Genomic DNA, 17697 nt, shown 5'->3' with positions numbered 1-17697 from the left:
AGGTCCCGGTCCGCCACGAGGACGGCGAGGTCCGACAGGGGGTCGGAGCCGACGACCGTCACCTGCGCTGCGGTCCCGTCAACGAACTCGGCCTCGCCCCGGTCGGCGCCGGCCACCACGTGCGCGTTGGTCAGCAGGTGCCGCCCGCGGCTGAGCACGACCGCGGAGCCACCACTTTCGGCGGTACCACCCCTGACGCGGCGCTGGACCCGCACACTGGCGACGCGTGGGATGAGCCGCTCCGCCACACCCGACACGACGGCGGAGTAGGCATCCAGCACACCATCGTCCACTGGGCTGTCGGACATCGGCGCCTCCCGGTCATCTCTGACAGTGAAACCACGTCGCGGCCGGGCTGATTCCGCGGTGGCTCTGCGCGGTGGCTCTGCGCGGCGGCACTGCGTGGTGGGCCGGGGAGCGGCGTGCCGACGCCCGCAGTGCTAGGTCGCCAGGGGGAAGTGCGGGTGCACCGGCGAGCGCCCCTGGAACGACAGGATGGCTGGGTTCTGGATCACCCCGTCACGGATCTCGATGGCTCGCCGCACGGTCGAGTTCTCCTCCCACCCCTGCACGCCCGCGAGCACGGGCCGGAGGAACGGCAGCAGCGCCTCGCTGATCTCCCAGGTGGCCGAGTTCCACAGGTACGAGGGGCTGTGGTCGACCGCGTAGTAGAGGACGGAGTCCCCGACCTCGAGGACCGGCTCGGCGAAGGACGTCGGGCGCGCCCAGCTGAAGCCCATCCCCTCGTCGCACGACACGTCGACGATGACCGTGCCCCTGTGCACTGCCGCGAGGTCGCCCTCGGTCATGAAGACGGCCGGGGAGTCGGTGTCCTGCAGCACGCAGTTGACGATGATGTCGTGCTGGGCGAGGAAGGAGGCCAGCGGCACGGGGCCGCGATCGGTGACCGCATGGCTCATCCGCTCGGCCGTCCGGTCGTCGAAGTGGACGATGCGGGCGGTGTGGATCGGCGCCGCGACCGCGGCCACCTGCCGGTGGGTCAGCACATCGACGTCGAAGACCCCCAGGGCGTTCAGCGCCGTCACCGCACCACGGGCGGTCGCGCCGAAGCCGATGACCGCTGCACGCAGCTTCCGGCCGAAGTCCCCTGAGGTGCCGGCGAGCTGCAGGGCGTGGAGCACGGAGCAGTAGCCCGCCATCTCGTTGTTCTTGTGGAACACGTGGAGGTTGAACGACCCGTTGGGGTTCCAGTGGTTCATGGCCTCGAAGGCGATGAGGGTCAGCCGCTTGTCGATGGCGAGCTGGGTCAGCTTCTCGTCCTGGACGCAGTGGGGCCAGCCCCAGAACACCTGGCCCATGCGCATCTCGGCGAGGTCGCTCAGCACGGGTTTGGGCTGGAGGATGACGTCACACTCCTCGATGAGCTCCGCCTTGCTCCGCAGGCCGGCGACCAGCCCGTGCAGCTCGTCGTCGGCGACGCCGAAGCGCTCACCGTAGCGGTGCTCGAGGTAGATGTGGTCCCGCAGGTCCGGCGGGATCCGGTGCAGGTGCTGCGGGTGGAGCGCGAGCCGGCGCTCGTTCTCCTTCTGCGACCGGGCCATGACACCGAGGGACAGGTGCCGCCCCCGGAGCTCCTCCCCCGTCATCCCCGTGCACCGTCCCTTCCGCGCCAGGCTCAGCACCACAAGGCACCAGTGCGCCGGCCGGTGCCCTGCCCCCCACCGTAGGGAGACGGCCCCGCGCGCCTCTAGGGACTTCCGTCCCTCATGGGCGCCACCCCGGCGGAGGGTCCTCTCCGACGAGGCCGTCGACGGCCTCGCGCAGCAGGTCGGCGTGCCCGGTGTGCCGGCCGTACTCCTCCACGAGGTCGCAGACCAGCCGGCGAAGGCTGGCGTGCTGCCCGTCCGGCGCGGAGACGTGCACGAGCTGGTCGAGCCCTCCGTCCGCCAGTGCTGTTCCCAGCCGCGCACGGGACCTCGCGACCGCGCCGTCCCAGAGCGCGTAGAGCTCCTCGGGGGTGTCCTCGGCGGCGGAGGCGAACTCCCAGTCGTTGGTGCCGTTCCAGCCCGTCGCGTCCCAGGGAGCCCCGATCGGCTCCCCGCGCAGCTTGGTGGTGAAGTGGTAGTCCTCCACCGCCGCGAGGTGCTTGAGGAGGCCGCCCAGGGTCAGCGAGGAGGCGCCGATGCGGCTCTGCAGGCCGGCCGCGTCGAGACCTCCGGCCTTCCACCGGAACGTCGCCCGCAGGCGGTCGAGCGCGCCGATGAGGTGCTCGGTCTCGGTGCCGGCGAGCGGCGGCTCCCAAGGAGTGTCAGTGGTCGTCATGCCGCCACCGTAGAGCCGGTTCCGGACGGATCGTTGCCTGATGTTGTGAGACTCTGCCCGCATGGACGCGTCCAACCCCACGGCACGGGCCCTGGTCTGCCTCCAGCTGCTTCAGGAGAACCCCGGCATGACCGCCCACCTGCTGGCTGAGAAGCTCGGTGTCTCGGAGCGGGCGGCCCGGAGGTACGTCAGCGTGCTCCGCGAGGCCGGCATCCCGGTCGAGTCCGCCCGCGGGCCCTACGGCGGGTACCGCCTCGGCCGCGGGCTCCGCCTTCCACCGCTGGTGTTCAGCGCCACCGAGGCCCTTGGCCTGGTCATGGCCGTGCTCGACGGCCACCACGACCCGAGCGATTCGACCGACCCGGTCGGCAGCGCGCTGGGCAAGATCGTGCGCGCGCTGCCGGAACCCGTTGCAGCGCAGGCCGAGGCGGTGCGCAGGACGACGGCGCCCGCCCCGGACCGTGCCGCGGCACGACCCGACCCCGCAACGACGAGCACGCTGGTCCGAGCCTGCACGAGGCGCCGTCGTGTGCGTCTCGAGTACCGCTCCGACGCCGGGTCGGAATGGGTCCTCGATGTCGAGCCGTGGGCTGTCGTCGTGCGCCACGGTCGGTGGTACCTGCTCTGCTGGTCCCACACCTCCGGGGCCCGGAGGGCGTACCGGGTCGACCGCGTCCGCGACGTGCAGGTACTCGGCGAGACCTTCAGCCCACCCGCCGACCTCGACCCGGTCGCCGTGCTCGAGGACCACCTCGCCGTGGGTTGGGAGTACGACACCGAGCTGGTCATCGACGCCCCTCTCGACGTCGTGGCGCGTTGCCTCCCCCGGAGCCTCGGGTCTCTCGAGCCGGTGGACGCCCAGACCACCCGCCTCGTCGGCAGCACCAGCAACCCACGCTGGTACGCCGAGCAGCTCACGGCCATCCCGGCGGCATACCGGATCGTGGGGTCCCCCGAGCTGAGACAGGCCGCGGGTGTCCTGGGTGAGCGACTGCTGGCCGCGAGCGGCAGGCACGCGTGAACGTCGTCCGGGGGCTGCTGGTGGTCCTCGCCGTCACGGCGACCACCGTCACCGTCATGTTGCTGGTGCGTCGGCGGGCCCCGGAGGGCAGCTACTTCAGCGACGGAGACCGTGCGGCGGGGGTCTTCGGCGTGCTGGCAACCGGGTTCTCGGTTCTGCTCGGGTTCATCATCTTCCTCGCCTTCCAGTCGTACGACGACTCCCGCGTCGGAGCCGAGACCGAGGCGACCATCGTCAGCCAGATGGTCCAGACAGCCCAGTTCCTGCCAGGGAGCGCCTCCGGGCAGCTCACCGGAGAGCTCGTCTGCTACGCCCGGTCGGTGGCCGGTGCCGAGTGGGACGCCATGGCCGCCGGCACGCTCGGGGACTCGGTCAACCCGTGGGGCGCGAGGATGTTCACCACGGTCTCCTCCGTCGACCCGAGCAGCCCGGCCGAGCAGTCGGCCTACGACCGGTGGATGCAACAGACCGCCGACCGACAGCAGGCGCGCAACGACCGGCTCCACGCTGCAGAGGGCATCATTCCACTGCCCCTGTGGCTGGTCCTGTTCCTGATCTGCGGGGTGATCTTCGGCTACCTGCTCTTCTTTGCCGACAGCGGCGAGCGGGCAGCCACCCAGGCCATGCTCATGGGCAGCGTCACCGTCGTCATCGCGCTCCTGATGCTCCTGCTCGTGTTCTTCGACAACCCCCACGGTGACGGGGTCGGCAGGCTCCAGCCGACGGCGATGGAGCGCTCCCTTCGCATCATCGAGGCGCAGACCACGACGGCGCAGGTCGAGGTCACCCCTCCGTGCGACGAGCGGGGTGTCGCGCGCTGAGGGTGACTAGCCCGTCTCGGGGCCGCGGATCGGGGGGCTCGTGACCAGGATGACGATGCTGACGAGCAGCACCCAGGTGGGGAAGACGAGCTGGCTCCACTTGTGCTCTCCCGCGGCCAGCATCAGCACCAGGGCCACGAGGTACCCGACGTAGCAGACCCAGCGCGGCAGCGCGGCGGTGCGCAGCCCGACGGTGCTGACCGAGAGGGTGAAGACCGCCGCCATGCGCATGGCGTACACCGAGACGAGAACCTGCGTGCTGTCGCGTCCGTACCCCCAGACGACGGCGTCGACCTCCGGCTGGGCGAGCATCTGGACCAGGCTGGTCGACGTGACCGCACCGGTGAACAGCATCGCGAGGAAGAGCAGCCCGCTGCCGAGGAACACCGTGGAGAACAGGCGGTCCTCGACGTCCCCGAGCTGGTCGCGCACGACACCGATGAACCAGAGGAAGGCGATGCCCGCGAACGGCACCAGGTTGAGGCCCCAGCGGATCAGTGTGCGCCGGGACGAGTCCGACTGGAGCGACTGGAGACTTCCCTCCGACAAGGCCAGCCGCATCATCGTCATGGCGGTCAGGAGCAGCAGCGCGAAGACGATCCCGGCGATCGCCGCCGAGCGTCGGCCGCGCCAGAGCCGGGCGGTCAGCCCGGGCGATACGACCACTTCGCTGCCTCCCACCTCTACGCCTCTCCGCTGCTCAGACCAGCATCGCAGGTCGCCACCAGGAAGTCGGGGCAAGTCACGGCCAGCGAGGAGAGCTCTTCATCGCGGTCCCGAGCTGAACGGCCGCCAGGTCAGCCCGGGCCGACTGGTTTCAGCGGCGCACCGCTGGGCAGGATCGCCGAGGTGAGCGCCTACGCCGGCTCAGCGGGGGCGCGTCGGTTCGTCAGCAGGACGAGGTCGAGGTGCGGCAGCGAGCCTCGTGCCTTCTGCCGCAGCCCAGACCGGGCGGTCGCGGCGCACGCGCCTGCCGCGGGTGCACACGCGAGGTGGGGGTTTTCGCCACCCAGGGTTGCTGCCGGGCAGACCCCGGGCCGATCCACAGTGGTTGCCAGGCGGCCACCGGGTCGCCGGCACCGGAAAGGACCCTCATGAACCTCACCCCTCGCCAGCGGCCCATCGTCATCGGCCTCGCCCTCGCCGGCACCGCGGCGCTGACCGCGGGGACCACCGCAGTCGTGGTCACGCGAGCCCCTGCCGCCGTGCACTCGCAGCCCCAGACCGCGCAGGCCCAGCCCAGCCAGGGGCCTGCCCCCGCCGCGTCTCCGGCAACGCCGGCCGCCCGGGCCACGGTGAAGCCCCGCCCAGCAGTGGTCGTGCCGGCTGCCGGGACGCCGCGACCGATCACCATGTCACAGGCCGTCTCGGTGGCCACCCGTCGGACCCACGCCCGCTTCGAGAAGGTCGAGGCGGACTACGGCCCGCAGGGCCTGGTGTACGACGTGAACCTCGTCCGGCCGAGCGGGGTCGACGTGGAGGTGCTGGTCCTCGCCCGCACGGGCCAGGTGATCAGCGTGGACGAGGACTTCGACTGACTCGGGCAGCCCGCGCCCTGGCGCTACCGTCAGACCGTGACGGAGTGGGCAGAGGTGGCCGACGGGGTCTTCCAGCGCAGGTACGACCCACTGGACATCAGCATCTGCGTCGTCCGCGGGAGCCGAGGCCTGCTGGTGGTGGACACCCGGTCCTCGCCGCAGCAGGCTGACGAGGTCCGGGAGCACCTGCGGGAGCTCGGCCCCCACCCGGTCGTGGCGGTGGTCAACACCCACGCCCACTTCGACCACACCTTCGGGAACCAGTCCTTCGGGGGCGTCCCGATCTACGGCCACCGTCGTGTGCCCGCGCACCTTCAGGCCTACGAGGCACCGATGCTGGCCGACTGGCTGGCCCGTGGCGAGGAGCCGGTCGAGGAATGGGCCGCCGTGGAGATCACCGCGCCGACAGCGCTGGTGGACAGGGAGCTCCGCCTCCTCGTGGGCGACCGCACGGTCGACCTGCTCCACCTGGGCCGAGGTCACACGGACAACGACCTGGTGCTGCACGTGCCGGACGCAGCCGCGTGGATCGTCGGCGACCTGGTCGAGGAGTCCGGTCCGCCGATGTACGGCTCCGGCTGCTTCCCTCTCGAATGGCCCGGCACCTGTGCCGCCCTCGCCGACCGGCTGGGGGCATCCGACGTCGTCGTCCCCGGCCACGGCCGGGCGGTCACGCGGGCCTTCGTCGAAACCCAGCAGGCCCAGCTCGCCGAGGTCGCCCAGCTCATCACCGAGCTCCACGCCACGGGAGTCCCGGTCGAGCAGGCGCGGGAGGCCGGGGCGGGCCGCTGGGCCCTGCCGGCCGAGGGTCTGGACCCCGCCATCAGCGCGGCCTATCGCGCGCTGGAGCCGCCTGCGGCCCGTGACCGGCGGACGCCCTAGCCTTGCAGCATGGATCTCGGCCTGGACTTCGGCACGACACACACCGTCGTCGCGTACTCCGACCGGGGCAACTACCCCGTCGTCGCCTTCCTCGACGAGGACGACGACGCCCATGACCACTTCCCCACCGTCGCCGCCGACGACGCGGGCACGCTGGTCTACGGTTTCGCGGCCCTGGAGGCCGCGCGCCGCGGCATGCCGTTCGTGCGCTCGTTCAAGCGGGTGCTCTCCGGGCCGCACGTGTCGGCAGACACGATGCTGCGCATCGGCGAACGGGAGGTGCCGCTGCTCGAGCTGCTGACGGGCTTCTTCGAGGCGCTGCGGGCAGCACTGCTCACCGCATCCAGTGCCGAGGGCCGGCCCGGCGAAGTCGGCGGCGCGCGGACCGTGCTGGGTGTGCCGGCCCAGGCGAACAGCGCCCAGCGGTTCCTCACGCTGGAGGCCTGCCGCCGCGCGGGCTTCGACGTGGTCGGCATGGTCAACGAGCCCTCCGCGGCCAGCTTCGAGTTCGCTCACCGGCAGGCCCGGTCGATCACCTCCCGGCGCAACCTCGTCATCGTCTACGACCTCGGCGGCGGCACGTTCGACGCCACGCTGCTGCAGCTCGACGGGACCAGCCACGAGGTGCTCGACTCCTTCGGCGTCAACCGGCTGGGTGGTGACGACTTCGACGAGGTCCTGGCCCTGGCTGCCCTGCAGGCCGCGGGCAGGACGCGTGGGGAGCTGTCCGGGGCGTCGTGGGCGGCGCTCCTCGACGAGTGCCGCGAGGCCAAGGAGGGCGTCAGCCCGCAGACCCGCCGGGTCACCGTCGAGGTGCCCGCTGCAGCCGGGTCCGAGCCGCGCGTCGTGACCATCGGAGTCGACGACTTCTACGCCGCCGTGACCTCGCTCGTCGACGCGACCACCGACGCCATGGACCCCCTCGTCCGGTCGCTCGCGTCGTCCACCGACGAGGGGACCGAGCTCGAGGGGCTCGCGGGGATCTACATCGTCGGCGGGGCCAGCGCCCTTCCGCTGGTGCCCCGGCTGCTGCGCGCGCGGTTCGGACGTCGAGTGCACCGCTCGCCGATGCCCAGCGCGTCGACCGCGGTCGGCCTGGCCATCGCGGCGGACCGCAGCGCGGGGTTCTCCCTGCGGGACCGGCTCTCGCGTGGTTTCGGCGTCTTCCGCGAGCGCGAGGGTGGGGCCGCCGTGTCCTTCGACCCCGTCCTCGACCGGTCCCTGGTCACAGCCGACGTGGTGGGTATGCCGTCCACCGCCGACCCCGTCGTCGTCACCCGCCGCTACCGGGCCGCCCACAACATCGGGTGGTTCCGCTTCGTCGAGTACTCCGCCGTCGACGACCAGGGCGAGCCACGCGGCGACCTCACACCGGTGGCCGAGATCGTCTTCCCGTTCGAGCCGGACCTGCAGCGCGACCACCCGGGTCCGGGGGCGGACGCGCCGCCGGCTCCGGCAGGCCTGCACGGCATCCCCATCGTGCGGCGCGAGGCCGGGCCCATGGTCGAGGAGCGGTACACGGTCGACCCCGCGGGGATCATCGCCGTGTCGCTCACCGACCTCACCACGGGCTACCGGCAGGAGCACGTCCTCCGCGCCTGAGCCCGGCACCGGCGGCCCCCGGTCGCAGCGACCGCTCGCAGACTGGGCTCTGGCGCGCCGCACCGCACCGGAGGACAGTGGGAGGCAAGCAGGGGTGATCGTGGTCCAGCCCAGGGAACGAGGCCCCCATGACGACCCGTCCACGCCGCATCGCCGCACTGGCGGCGGTGAGCGTCCTCGCCACCACGCTGCTCGCCCCCGGCTCGCCCGCCACGGCAGCTCCCCCCGCCCAAGGCGCGACCGCGAGACCGGCTGTCGCTGTCGTCGCCGACGAAGACCAGTCGACAGCGGCCCTGCGAGAAGCCATGCAGGCCGTGGTCGACGCCGGGGCCACCGGCGTCAACGCCCTGCTGGACGACGGCGACGAGGTCACCCGTCTCGCCGTCGGACGTGCCCGTCTCGACCCGGATCGCCGGCTTCGCACGGGGGACCAGGCCCGCGTCGGCAGCATCACCAAGACGTTGATCGCGGTGATCGCACTCCAGCTGAAGCGGGAAGGCGAGCTGAAGCTCGATGACACCATCGAGCAGTGGCTGCCAGGCCTGGTCCCGGGTGGCTCCGAGATCACCCTCCGCATGCTGCTCAACCACACCAGCGGGATCTACAACTACACCGACGACCCCGACTTCCTGGCCTCGGCCTTCGAGGACCCCTACCGCCGCTGGAGCCCGCGCGAGCTCATCGACGTCGCGCTCGCGAACCCGCCCGTGTTCCCGCCGGGGGCGAGCTGGTCCTACAGCAACACCGGCTACATCCTGCTCGGCCTGGTGCTCCAGAAGGCCACGGGGCACTCGGTGGCCGAGCTCGTGGAGCGGCGCGTGACCCGGCCGTTGGACCTCGAGGACACGTACCTCGCCACCAGCCCACGCTTCCGGGGGCCCTACGCGCACGGCTACGCACCACCGGGCATCTTCGGTGACACCTACACGGACACCTCCGGCTGGACCCCGACCTGGGCGTGGGCCGCTGGCGCGCTGGTGTCCACCACGGCGGACCTCACCACCTTCTACCAGGCGCTCCTCTCCGGTCGCCTGCTCCCCCGCGGCCTGCTCCGCGAGATGACGACCACGGTCAGCCCGTTCCCCGGCGCCGGCTACGGCCTCGGCCTCCTCACCATCGACACTCCCTGCGGCACGATCTGGGGCCACACCGGCGGAATTCCCGGCTACATCACCATCGCCTACCACAACCGCGCCGGCACCCGAAGCACCCTCCTCGTGATGTCCACCGAGCCCAACGACGCCATCGCCGGGGCCTTCGACGAGCTGGTGGAGCGGGCCGTCTGCACGATGTTCGGCCAGCCCGTGCCCGCAGCGGCGGGCGCCCGCGCCACGACGAGGAGCTGGGTCTGGCAGCTCACCACCAGTCTGCCGCTGCGTCGCTGAGCCCGAGAGCGAGGGACGTACGGGGCGGCGATGCCCCCACGCGGAAACCGGGTGTCTCGCACCCAACGGAAGGAGATCGTCCGGAACTGCCCCTAGCGTGGGGTCCATGACCGAGTTCTGCGACCAGGACCTCGCCGGAGCACGCTTCGAACGCGTGGGCCTTCAGGGCGCCACCTTCAGGCAGGTGTCCCTCAACGGTGCCAGCCTGCGTGATGTCGACCTCACCGGCGTCCAGGTCCGCGGCGCGCTGCTCGGCCAGTGCCGGATGCGCGGCGTCGAGCTGGTCGACGTCCAGATCAGTGGGGAGCTGCAGAACGTCGTCGTGAACGGCGTCGACATCGCCCCGCTCGTCGACGCCGAGCTGAACCGTCGCATGCCCGAGCGGTCGCGGATGCGCCCCGACGACAGCGAGGGCTTCCGCGAGGCCTGGGCCATCCTGGAACGGCGGTGGGAAGGCACCCTCGCGCGTGCAAGGACGTTTCCCGAGTCAGCGCTCCACCGCAGCGTCGACGACGAGTGGTCCTTCATCCAGACCCTGCGACACCTCAACTTCGCGAGCGCCGCCTGGGTGGGCCGGATGGTCCTCGGGAACGCCTCCCCGTGGCACCCCCTGGACCTGCCGTGGGACGAGGCGCCGGGGTGGGACGGCGTCCCGTGGGACCGCCAGGCGCAACCCTCGCTCGACGAGGTGCTCACCGTCCGGCGCGAGCGCCAGGCCATGGTCCGCCGCGTCATGGCGTCGCTCACGGACGAGCAGCTCGCCTCCGAGGTGACCCGCACCGAGCCGGGATGGCCCCGGGCGGAGGGTTTCCCCCTCAAGGAGTGCCTGCGCATCGTCCTCAACGAGGAGTGGGAGCACCGGCTCTATGCCGAACGAGATCTGACCGCACTGGAGAAGGGGAACTGACCATGGACATCCTGCTGGTTGCCGGCTTGTGGCTCGACGGATCCGCGTGGGACGACGTCGCGTCCGCCCTCGAGCAACTCGGGCACCGCCCGGTCCCGATCACGCTCCCGGGCCAGGGTGACGGCGCTGCGTCCGCCACGCTCGACGAGCAGGTGGCAGCGGTGCTCGCCGCCGTCGACTCGGCGTCCGGCCGGCCCATGGTGGTGGGGCACTCCGCCGCCTGCACCCTCGCGTGGCTGGCCGCCGACGCGCGCCCCGACCGCGTGGCCAAGCTCGCGCTCATCGGCGGCTTCCCGTCCGCCGACGGTGAGCGGTACGCCGACTTCTTCGAGCTGAAGGACGGGGTCATGCCCTTCCCCGGCTGGGGGCCGTTCGAGGGGGAGGACTCCGCCGACCTCGACGAGGAGGCCAGGCGAGCCATCGCGTCTGCCGCGATCCCCGTTCCTGAGGCGGTGGCCAAGGGCACGGTGCGGCTGTCGGACGAGCGGCGGTTCGACGTCCCGGTGGTGCTCGTGTGCCCCGAGTTCACCCCTGCCCAGGCTCAGGAGTGGATCGCCGACGGTGACCTGCCCGAGCTCGCCAGGGCCAAGCACCTCGACCTCGTCGACATCGACTCGGGCCACTGGCCCATGTTCACCAGGCCGACCGAGCTCGCGCGGCTGCTCGCGGAGGCGGCTTCCGAGGCCTGACGCGGGCACGAGCACACCCGCACGAGTGCACCGGCGCGTGCAGATCTGCACCAGTGCACCTGCACGAGCGCACCTGCACGAGCACACCAGAGCGCGCAGATCTGCACACAACCTTCACATGTTCTGCGCCGCTCCCTCCCACCCGCTCTCCTACGCTCCAAGGGTGAGTCATCAGCCCCGCGTCCTGGTCGTCGAGGACGAGCGCACCATCGCCGACGCCATCGCCGCACGCCTGGAGGCCGAGGGATTCGCCGTCGACCAGGTGCACGACGGGCTGGCTGCCCTCGAGCGGGCTGCCGCGTGGAACCCCGAGCTGGTGGTGCTCGACGTCATGCTGCCCGGTCTCGACGGCCACGAGGTGTGCCGCCGCCTCCAGGCGGACCGGCCCGTCCCGGTCCTGATGCTCACGGCCCGCGACGACGAGACGGACGTCCTCGTGGGGCTGGGCATCGGCGCGGACGACTACATGACCAAGCCGTTCTCCATGCGGGAGCTCGTCGCGCGGATCCGAGTCCTCCTCCGCCGGGTCGAGCGGGCCCGCACCGCCGCCGCTCCGGCAGCCGTCGTCAACCTCGACGGTCTGCGCATCGACGGCGCCGCGCGCCGGGTGTGGTCGGACGCCGCGGAGGTGCACCTCACGCCGACCGAGTTCGACCTGCTGTGCTGTCTCGCGGCGCGGCCGGGCACGGTGCTCAGCCGCGAGTCCCTGCTGTCGGAGGTGTGGGGATGGTCCGACGCCTCGGGCACGCGGACCGTCGACAGCCACGTGAAGTCGCTGCGGCGCAAGCTCGGGCCGGACCTCGTGCGCACCGTGCACGGTGTCGGGTACGCACTGGAGGTCGGATCCACGCGGAGGAGGACTCCATGAACTACGACCTTCGACCTCTCGACCGCGTCCGCTCCATCAGGACGAAGCTCGGCCTGCTCGTCGCGGTGACGGTCGTCGTGGCCTCGGTGCTCGCCGTCATCGGCACCCGGCTCGGCATATCGCCGTGGGCCACCGTGCCCGTGGCGGTCGCGGCTGCCCTGACCGTCACGCAGCTTCTGGCCCGGGGCATGACCTCGCCCCTGCGGGAGATGACCCTGGCAGCCCAGCGGATGGCTCAGGGCGACTACTCCCAGCGGGTGCACGCCTCGTCGAGCGACGAGGTCGGAGAGCTCGCCCGGGCCTTCAACCGCACCGCGGCGACCCTGGAGATGGTGGACCGGCACCGTCGCGACCTGGTGGCCAACGTCTCGCACGAGCTGCGCACGCCGATCTCCGCTCTCCAGGCCGTCCTCGAGAACCTCGTCGACGGGGTGTCCAGCCCCGGTCCGGAGGAGCTTCGCACCGCCCTGGCCCAGACCGAACGGCTGGGTCGCCTGGTGGGTGACCTGCTCGACCTGTCCCGCGTGGAGGAGGGCGTGACCCCGTTGCGGCTCAAGGACGTGCGGATCGCGGACATCTTCGACGACGCCATCGCCCAGCACCGCAGCGACGGGGTGCGCTACGCGGTGGACGTGACGCCCGAGGACCTCACCGTCGCCGCCGACCCCGACCGCCTGCACCAGCTGCTGGCCAACCTCCTCGACAACGCGGTGCGCCACAGCCCCTCCGGTGGGGAGGTCAGGCTCACCGCCGAACGCCTGGGCGACGGCGTCCAGCTCGCCGTCGCCGACGAGGGACCGGGAATCGCCGCTGCCGACCGGGACACCGTCTTCGAACGGTTCACCACGAGCGCCGCCCACACCAGCGGCACCGGTCTCGGCCTGGCGATCTCCCGCTGGGTCGCCCAGCTCCACGGGGGCACCATCGCGGTCGCGGACGGCGATCGCGGCTGCCGCATCCAGGTCACGCTGCCCGCCGACGCCGACCGCACGACCACCTCCAAGGAGCCCGTCATGAGCACCCTCACCCCGCCCGCTCCTGCTCCCGAGACGCCCGTGCCCCCGCCCCACGACGGCCTGAGGACGTTCTGGCCCGACGCGACGCGCCGTCGCCCCGGCCTCGTCGCGGCCGCGGCTGCGGCCGGCGCGGTCGCCGCCACCGTCCTGCCCGACCGAGACCTTGGTCTGGGGACGTCCCTGGTCTTCGCCGTCGTCGTCGGGACGGTCTTCGTCGCCATGGCCACCCGGACCCGCCGCCGTCGCTGGTCCCGCCTCGACACGGCTGACGCCGCTCTCGTGGCGCTGCTCCTCGCGACGCTGTTCGTCAGGGACGCCGAGTGGATCACGCTGCTGTGCCTCGTGGCCGGACTCGCGCTGACGGCCGTGAGCTCCACGAAGGCCGCCTCGGTCCTCGCCCTGCTCGGCACCGCCGCCGCCGTTCCGCTCGCCACGCTCCGGGGACTGCCCTGGCTGCGGCGGACGTTGACGCCGAGCAGCAGCGTGCAGGCATGGCTTCCCGCGGCCCGCACCGCGGTCGTCTCAGCGGTCCTGCTGCTCGTCTTCGGTGCGCTGTTCGCCTCTGCCGACGCGGTGTTCGCCTCGTGGGTGGACGCCCTCACGCCGGACATCACGTGGAACGACCTGCCGGCGCGTGCGGTCCTGGCCACCTTCATCGCCGCGGGCACGCTGGCCGCGGCCTTCGTGGCCCTCGCGCCGCCGGCCGTCGAACGGCTGCGGCTGCCGCTGGGCGCCAGCCGAAACGACTTCGAGTGGTTCGCCCCCGTGCTGGTGGTGGACACGGTCTTCCTCGCCTTCCTCGTCGCCCAGGCGACCGCGATGTTCGGCGGGCACGACTACCTGCAGCGGACGACGGGCCTCACCTACGCCGAGTACGTGCACGAGGGGTTCGGCCAGCTCACCGTCGCCACCATGCTCACCCTCACCGTGGTGGCATGGGCTGCGCGCAAGGCGGCGCCCGGGCGCCGCCGTGACCTCGCCCTGGGAGCGCTGTGCGTCATGACCGTCGTCGTGGTCGTCTCGGCGCTCTACCGGATGCACCTCTACGAAGAGGCGTACGGCTTCACCCGGCTGCGTCTGCTGGTGTCCGTCTTCGAGGGCTGGCTGGGGGTCGTGGTGCTGCTCGTCATCATCGCCGGTGTGGTCGGCGCGGGGCGCTGGCTGGTCCCCGTGGCCGTCCGCCTGGGGGCGGCCGGGCTGCTCGGGCTCGCCCTGTTCAACCCCGACCTCTACATCGCGGAGCACAACATCGCCCGCGCCGCTGCTCCGGTGGGCATCGACTGGGAGTACCTCGGCCAGCTGTCGGCCGACGCCTACCCGGCCCTCGTGCGCCTTCCCGACGAGCAGTTCGCGTGCGCCACCCGCTTCACCGCGGAGCTGGGCGAGGACGACTGGCTGGAGTGGAACCTGTCGCGCGAACGCACCCGGGACCTGATGGCGGACCGGCCACCGGCCGGCGCGCAGGGCACCTCCGTCCCCTGCCCGTCGGGGGACTGAGCGGCCCGACCGTCCGGACGACGGCTGCGGGCACGGTTCCCGCGAGCCGCGCCGCGGCATACCTGTGACCAGCCTTCTCCAGCAGCGCCACGGGCCTCAAGGCGGGCCTGCTCGCCCGAGGCCCGTCCGTGGACCTCAAGGGCCCCGACGATCTGCGCGCCGACCTTCATGGTGGGGTTGAGGTTGCACAGGTCGACACCCTGGAATACACCCCCTAGGGGTATTGTTGGCGGGGATGGAGAAAGGACGACCATGAGCGACCACGCGAACCACCCCGAGCTGATCCCCGGATACATCGACAACAAGGACGCCGTGCTCAAGCGCCTGCGCCGCGTCGAGGGACAGGTGCGCGGACTGCAGCGCATGGTCGAGCAGGACACGTACTGCATCGACATCCTGACCCAGGTCTCCGCGGCCACGAAGGCCCTGGAGGCGGTCGCCCTCGGCCTGCTCGACGACCACCTGAGGCACTGCCTGGCCCATGCCGCCAGCGACCCGGTCGACCTCGACGAGAAGGTGACGGAGGCCTCCGCTGCCATCGCCCGCCTCGTCCGGTCCTGAACGCCGCGACCACCGACACCAGACCACACACACCAGACCACCGGCAACAGCCACCAAGGAGACACCCCGTGAGCACCCAGACCTTCCCCGTGACCGGCATGACCTGCGGCCACTGCGTGAGCGCCGTGAGCAGCGAGATCGGGGAGGTCGCCGGCGTCACCGACGTCACCATCGACCTGGTGTCCGGCGGCACCTCCTTCGTGACGGTCGCCAGCGAGTCCTCCGTCAGCGAGGCCGACGTCGCCGCAGCGCTCGACGAGGCCGGCGACTACCGGCTCGCCGACAACTAGGACCACGAGCCCCGACAGGGGCGGAAGGACAGCATCATGACCACGCACGTGGACGACACGCAGCACCAGAGCCGCGACGTCGAGCTCGTGATCGGCGGCATGACCTGCGCCTCGTGCGCAGCCCGCATCGAGAAGAAGCTGAACCGGATGCCGGGCGTCTCGGCCAGCGTGAACTACGCCACCGAGAAGGCGAAGGTCAGCTACTCCCCCGACGTGGACCCCGCGGACCTCGTCGCCACGGTCGAGGCCACCGGCTACACCGCGGTCCTTCCCGCCGCTCCCCCGTCGGAGCAGGACCAGCAGTCGAGCGACCCTGCCCAGCGCGCCAAGGACGACGAGGCAGCGGCCTGGCGCCAGCGGCTCGTCGTCTCGGCCGTCCTCACGGTCCCCGTGCTGCTGATGTCGATGGTGCCGGCGCTCCAGTTCGACAACTGGCAGTGGATCTCGCTCACGCTTGCCTCACCGGTGGTGGTCTGGGGAGCCCTGCCCTTCCACCGCGCAGCCTGGACGAACCTGCGCCACGGCGCCGCCACGATGGACACGCTGATCTCGGTCGGCGTGGGCGCGGCATACCTGTGGTCGCTGTGGGCCCTGCTGTTCACCGAGGCCGGCATGACGGGCATGCGGATGCCGTTCGAGCTGCTGCCCGGACGCTCCGAGGGCTCCACCAGCATCTACCTCGAGGTCGCGGCGGCCGTGACGACGTTCATCATCGCGGGGCGGTACTTCGAGGCCCGCGCCAAGCGCACGTCGGGGGCCGCGCTGCGAGCGCTGCTCGACATGGGCGCCAAGGACGTCGCCGTGGTGCGCGACGGCCCGGGCGGCCAGTCCGAGGTCCGTATGCCGGTCGGCCGACTCGCGGTCGGCGACCAGTTCGTGGTCCGTCCGGGCGAGAAGATCGCCACCGACGGCACCGTCGTCACGGGCACCTCGGCGGTCGACGCCTCGATGCTCACCGGCGAGTCCGTCCCGGTGGAGGTCGGTCCCGGCGACGCGGTGGTCGGCGCCACCGTGAACGCCGGAGGACGGCTGGTCGTGCGGGCCACGCGCGTCGGCTCCGACACCCAGCTCGCCCAGATGGCCAGGCTCGTCGAGGACGCGCAGAACGGCAAGGCCGAGGTCCAGCGCCTCGCCGACCGGGTCTCGGCCGTCTTCGTCCCCATCGTCATCGTCCTGTCCCTGGCGACGCTCTCGGCCTGGCTGCTGACCGGGCACTCCCCCACCGCAGCGTTCACCGCCGCCGTCGCCGTGCTGATCATCGCCTGCCCCTGCGCCCTGGGCCTTGCCACACCGACGGCCCTGCTCGTCGGCACGGGCCGGGGCGCCCAGCTCGGCATCCTCATCAAGGGCCCGCAGGTCCTGGAGTCCACGCGCCGGGTCGACACCGTCGTGCTCGACAAGACCGGCACCGTGACCACCGGGCACATGGGCGTCACCGGGCTGCACCCTGCGGCCGGGCAGCCTGTCGAGGAGGTCCTGGCCATCGCCGGCGCGCTGGAGGACGCCTCCGAGCACCCGATCGGGCGAGCGATCGCCAAGCACGCCAGCGAGACCGGGATAGACCTCGCTCCGGTCGAGGGCTTCGCGAGCCACGGCGGCAACGGCGTCTCCGGCGTCGTGGACGGCCACGCCGCCATGGCGGGCCGCCGCTCCTGGCTGGCCGACGAGTGGTCCCTCACCGCTCCGGCGGACCTGGTGCGCCTCGCAGAGCGAGCCGAGGCCGAAGGGCGCACCCCGGTCTGGGTCGCCTGGGACGGCGAGGTCCGGGCCGTCGTCGTCGTCTCGGACACCATCAAGGAGACCTCGGCACCGGCCGTTGCCGGGCTGCGCGAGCTCGGGCTGCGCCCGGTGCTGCTCACCGGCGACAACTCCCGCGCGGCGCAGGCCGTGGCACGGCAGGTCGGGATCGACGCCTCGGACGTCATCGCCGAGGTCCTGCCCGCCGACAAGGTCGACGTGGTCAAGCGCCTCCAGGACGAGGGCGCCACCGTCGCCATGGTCGGGGACGGCGTCAACGACGCCGCCGCCCTGGCCCAGGCCGACCTGGGCCTGGCGATGGGCACGGGGACGGACGTCGCCATCGAGGCCTCCGACCTCACCCTCGTCAGCGGTGACCTGCGCACCGCCCCGGACGCCATTCGCCTGGCGCGGGCCACGCTCGGCACGATCAAGGGCAACCTGTTCTGGGCGTTCGCCTACAACGTGGCTGCCCTGCCCCTGGCGGCCCTCGGGTTGCTCAACCCCCTGATCGCCGGTGCGGCCATGGCCTTCAGCTCGGTGTTCGTCGTCAGCAACAGCCTGCGGCTGCGACGGTTCGACCCGAGCCGCTGATCCGGT

General features: G+C 72.0%; 17 protein-coding genes. 13 read left to right on the top strand and 4 right to left on the bottom strand.

Going from position 1 to position 17697, the window contains the following annotated elements:
- From VIB11_RS02890 to VIB11_RS02880, 3 genes are all read right to left on the bottom strand, one after another.
- A partial coding sequence (locus VIB11_RS02890; protein WP_332028186.1) for a S1C family serine protease occupies positions 1 to 308 on the bottom strand: 308 nt, incomplete at its 3' end.
- Between the two features lie 132 nt (positions 309 to 440).
- A complete protein-coding gene (locus VIB11_RS02885) occupies positions 441 to 1607 on the bottom strand; it encodes a N(5)-(carboxyethyl)ornithine synthase (RefSeq protein WP_332028184.1) in 1167 nt (388 codons plus the stop codon).
- A gap of 118 nt (positions 1608 to 1725) precedes the next feature.
- Positions 1726 to 2283 carry a DUF664 domain-containing protein gene (locus VIB11_RS02880; protein WP_332028183.1) on the bottom strand — a complete coding sequence of 186 codons (558 nt, stop codon included), beginning with the start codon at positions 2281 to 2283 and terminating at the stop codon, positions 1726 to 1728.
- A gap of 61 nt (positions 2284 to 2344) precedes the next feature.
- Between VIB11_RS02880 and VIB11_RS02875 the strand changes: the two genes are divergently transcribed.
- Positions 2345 to 3304 (top strand): helix-turn-helix transcriptional regulator, encoded by a 960-nt coding sequence (locus VIB11_RS02875; protein WP_332028181.1) that lies wholly within the window; start codon positions 2345 to 2347, stop codon positions 3302 to 3304.
- Complete coding sequence (locus VIB11_RS02870) at positions 3301 to 4125, top strand: hypothetical protein (protein WP_332028179.1); 825 nt, start codon at positions 3301 to 3303, stop codon at positions 4123 to 4125. Before VIB11_RS02875 ends, VIB11_RS02870 begins: the two co-directional genes overlap by 4 nt.
- Before the next feature lie 6 nt (positions 4126 to 4131).
- On the opposite strand, the gene VIB11_RS02865 is transcribed toward VIB11_RS02870, so the two are convergent.
- Positions 4132 to 4791 carry a hypothetical protein gene (locus VIB11_RS02865; protein ID WP_332028177.1) on the bottom strand — a complete coding sequence of 220 codons (660 nt, stop codon included), beginning with the start codon at positions 4789 to 4791 and terminating at the stop codon, positions 4132 to 4134.
- 428 nt (positions 4792 to 5219) lie between these two features.
- Here VIB11_RS02865 and VIB11_RS02860 point away from each other — a divergent pair, with 428 nt between their 5' ends.
- From VIB11_RS02860 to VIB11_RS02810, 11 genes are all read left to right on the top strand, one after another.
- Positions 5220 to 5663, top strand: coding sequence for a PepSY domain-containing protein (locus VIB11_RS02860; protein ID WP_332028176.1), 444 nt, complete (start codon positions 5220 to 5222; stop codon positions 5661 to 5663).
- 36 nt (positions 5664 to 5699) lie between these two features.
- Entirely contained in the window at positions 5700 to 6545 is an 846-nt protein-coding gene (locus VIB11_RS02855) for an MBL fold metallo-hydrolase (RefSeq protein WP_332028174.1), read from the top strand.
- A gap of 9 nt (positions 6546 to 6554) precedes the next feature.
- Positions 6555 to 8147: an Hsp70 family protein gene (locus tag VIB11_RS02850; RefSeq protein ID WP_332028172.1), complete on the top strand. Its 1593-nt coding sequence runs from the start codon at positions 6555 to 6557 to the stop codon at positions 8145 to 8147.
- 128 nt (positions 8148 to 8275) lie between these two features.
- Positions 8276 to 9532 carry a serine hydrolase domain-containing protein gene (locus VIB11_RS02845; protein WP_332028170.1) on the top strand — a complete coding sequence of 419 codons (1257 nt, stop codon included), beginning with the start codon at positions 8276 to 8278 and terminating at the stop codon, positions 9530 to 9532.
- A 106-nt stretch (positions 9533 to 9638) separates the two neighbouring features.
- Positions 9639 to 10439 (top strand): DinB family protein, encoded by an 801-nt coding sequence (locus tag VIB11_RS02840; RefSeq protein ID WP_332028168.1) that lies wholly within the window; start codon positions 9639 to 9641, stop codon positions 10437 to 10439.
- Between the two features lie 2 nt (positions 10440 to 10441).
- Positions 10442 to 11128 carry an alpha/beta hydrolase gene (locus VIB11_RS02835; RefSeq protein ID WP_332028166.1) on the top strand — a complete coding sequence of 229 codons (687 nt, stop codon included), beginning with the start codon at positions 10442 to 10444 and terminating at the stop codon, positions 11126 to 11128.
- Between the two features lie 118 nt (positions 11129 to 11246).
- Positions 11247 to 11996, top strand: coding sequence for a response regulator transcription factor (locus VIB11_RS02830; protein WP_414695741.1), 750 nt, complete (start codon positions 11247 to 11249; stop codon positions 11994 to 11996).
- Positions 11993 to 14509: a DUF4153 domain-containing protein gene (locus VIB11_RS02825; protein ID WP_332028162.1), complete on the top strand. Its 2517-nt coding sequence runs from the start codon at positions 11993 to 11995 to the stop codon at positions 14507 to 14509. The genes VIB11_RS02830 and VIB11_RS02825 overlap by 4 nt, the downstream gene beginning before the upstream one ends.
- A gap of 252 nt (positions 14510 to 14761) precedes the next feature.
- Positions 14762 to 15070 carry a metal-sensitive transcriptional regulator gene (locus tag VIB11_RS02820; RefSeq protein WP_332028160.1) on the top strand — a complete coding sequence of 103 codons (309 nt, stop codon included), beginning with the start codon at positions 14762 to 14764 and terminating at the stop codon, positions 15068 to 15070.
- A gap of 68 nt (positions 15071 to 15138) precedes the next feature.
- On the top strand, positions 15139 to 15360 hold the full coding sequence (locus tag VIB11_RS02815; RefSeq protein WP_332028158.1) for a heavy-metal-associated domain-containing protein: 222 nt from the start codon (positions 15139 to 15141) through the stop codon (positions 15358 to 15360).
- A gap of 36 nt (positions 15361 to 15396) precedes the next feature.
- On the top strand, positions 15397 to 17691 hold the full coding sequence (locus VIB11_RS02810) for a heavy metal translocating P-type ATPase (RefSeq protein WP_332028156.1): 2295 nt from the start codon (positions 15397 to 15399) through the stop codon (positions 17689 to 17691).
- The last annotated feature ends 6 nt before the right edge of the window (positions 17692 to 17697 follow it).

The sequence above is a fragment of the Pedococcus sp. genome (assembly GCF_036554925.1).
Lineage (GTDB): Bacteria > Actinomycetota > Actinomycetes > Actinomycetales > Dermatophilaceae > Pedococcus_A.
The sequence above is the reverse complement of the archived record's forward strand: the minus strand, read 5'-3'. Positions and strand labels throughout refer to the sequence as shown.

Bases quoted from the DNA above. Each gene is read 5' to 3' on its own strand.
- VIB11_RS02885 (WP_332028184.1), bottom strand. From the start codon at position 1,607: ATGACGGGGGAGGAGCTCCGGGGGCGGCACCTGTCCCTCGGTGTCATG.
- VIB11_RS02880 (WP_332028183.1), bottom strand. From the start codon at position 2,283: ATGACGACCACTGACACTCCTTGGGAGCCGCCGCTCGCCGGCACCGAG.
- VIB11_RS02875 (WP_332028181.1), top strand. From the start codon at position 2,345: ATGGACGCGTCCAACCCCACGGCACGGGCCCTGGTCTGCCTCCAGCTG.
- VIB11_RS02860 (WP_332028176.1), top strand. From the start codon at position 5,220: ATGAACCTCACCCCTCGCCAGCGGCCCATCGTCATCGGCCTCGCCCTC.
- VIB11_RS02850 (WP_332028172.1), top strand. From the start codon at position 6,555: ATGGATCTCGGCCTGGACTTCGGCACGACACACACCGTCGTCGCGTAC.
- VIB11_RS02845 (WP_332028170.1), top strand. From the start codon at position 8,276: ATGACGACCCGTCCACGCCGCATCGCCGCACTGGCGGCGGTGAGCGTC.
- VIB11_RS02840 (WP_332028168.1), top strand. From the start codon at position 9,639: ATGACCGAGTTCTGCGACCAGGACCTCGCCGGAGCACGCTTCGAACGC.
- VIB11_RS02835 (WP_332028166.1), top strand. From the start codon at position 10,442: ATGGACATCCTGCTGGTTGCCGGCTTGTGGCTCGACGGATCCGCGTGG.
- VIB11_RS02830 (WP_414695741.1), top strand. From the start codon at position 11,247: ATGTTCTGCGCCGCTCCCTCCCACCCGCTCTCCTACGCTCCAAGGGTG.
- VIB11_RS02825 (WP_332028162.1), top strand. From the start codon at position 11,993: ATGAACTACGACCTTCGACCTCTCGACCGCGTCCGCTCCATCAGGACG.
- VIB11_RS02820 (WP_332028160.1), top strand. From the start codon at position 14,762: ATGAGCGACCACGCGAACCACCCCGAGCTGATCCCCGGATACATCGAC.
- VIB11_RS02810 (WP_332028156.1), top strand. From the start codon at position 15,397: ATGACCACGCACGTGGACGACACGCAGCACCAGAGCCGCGACGTCGAG.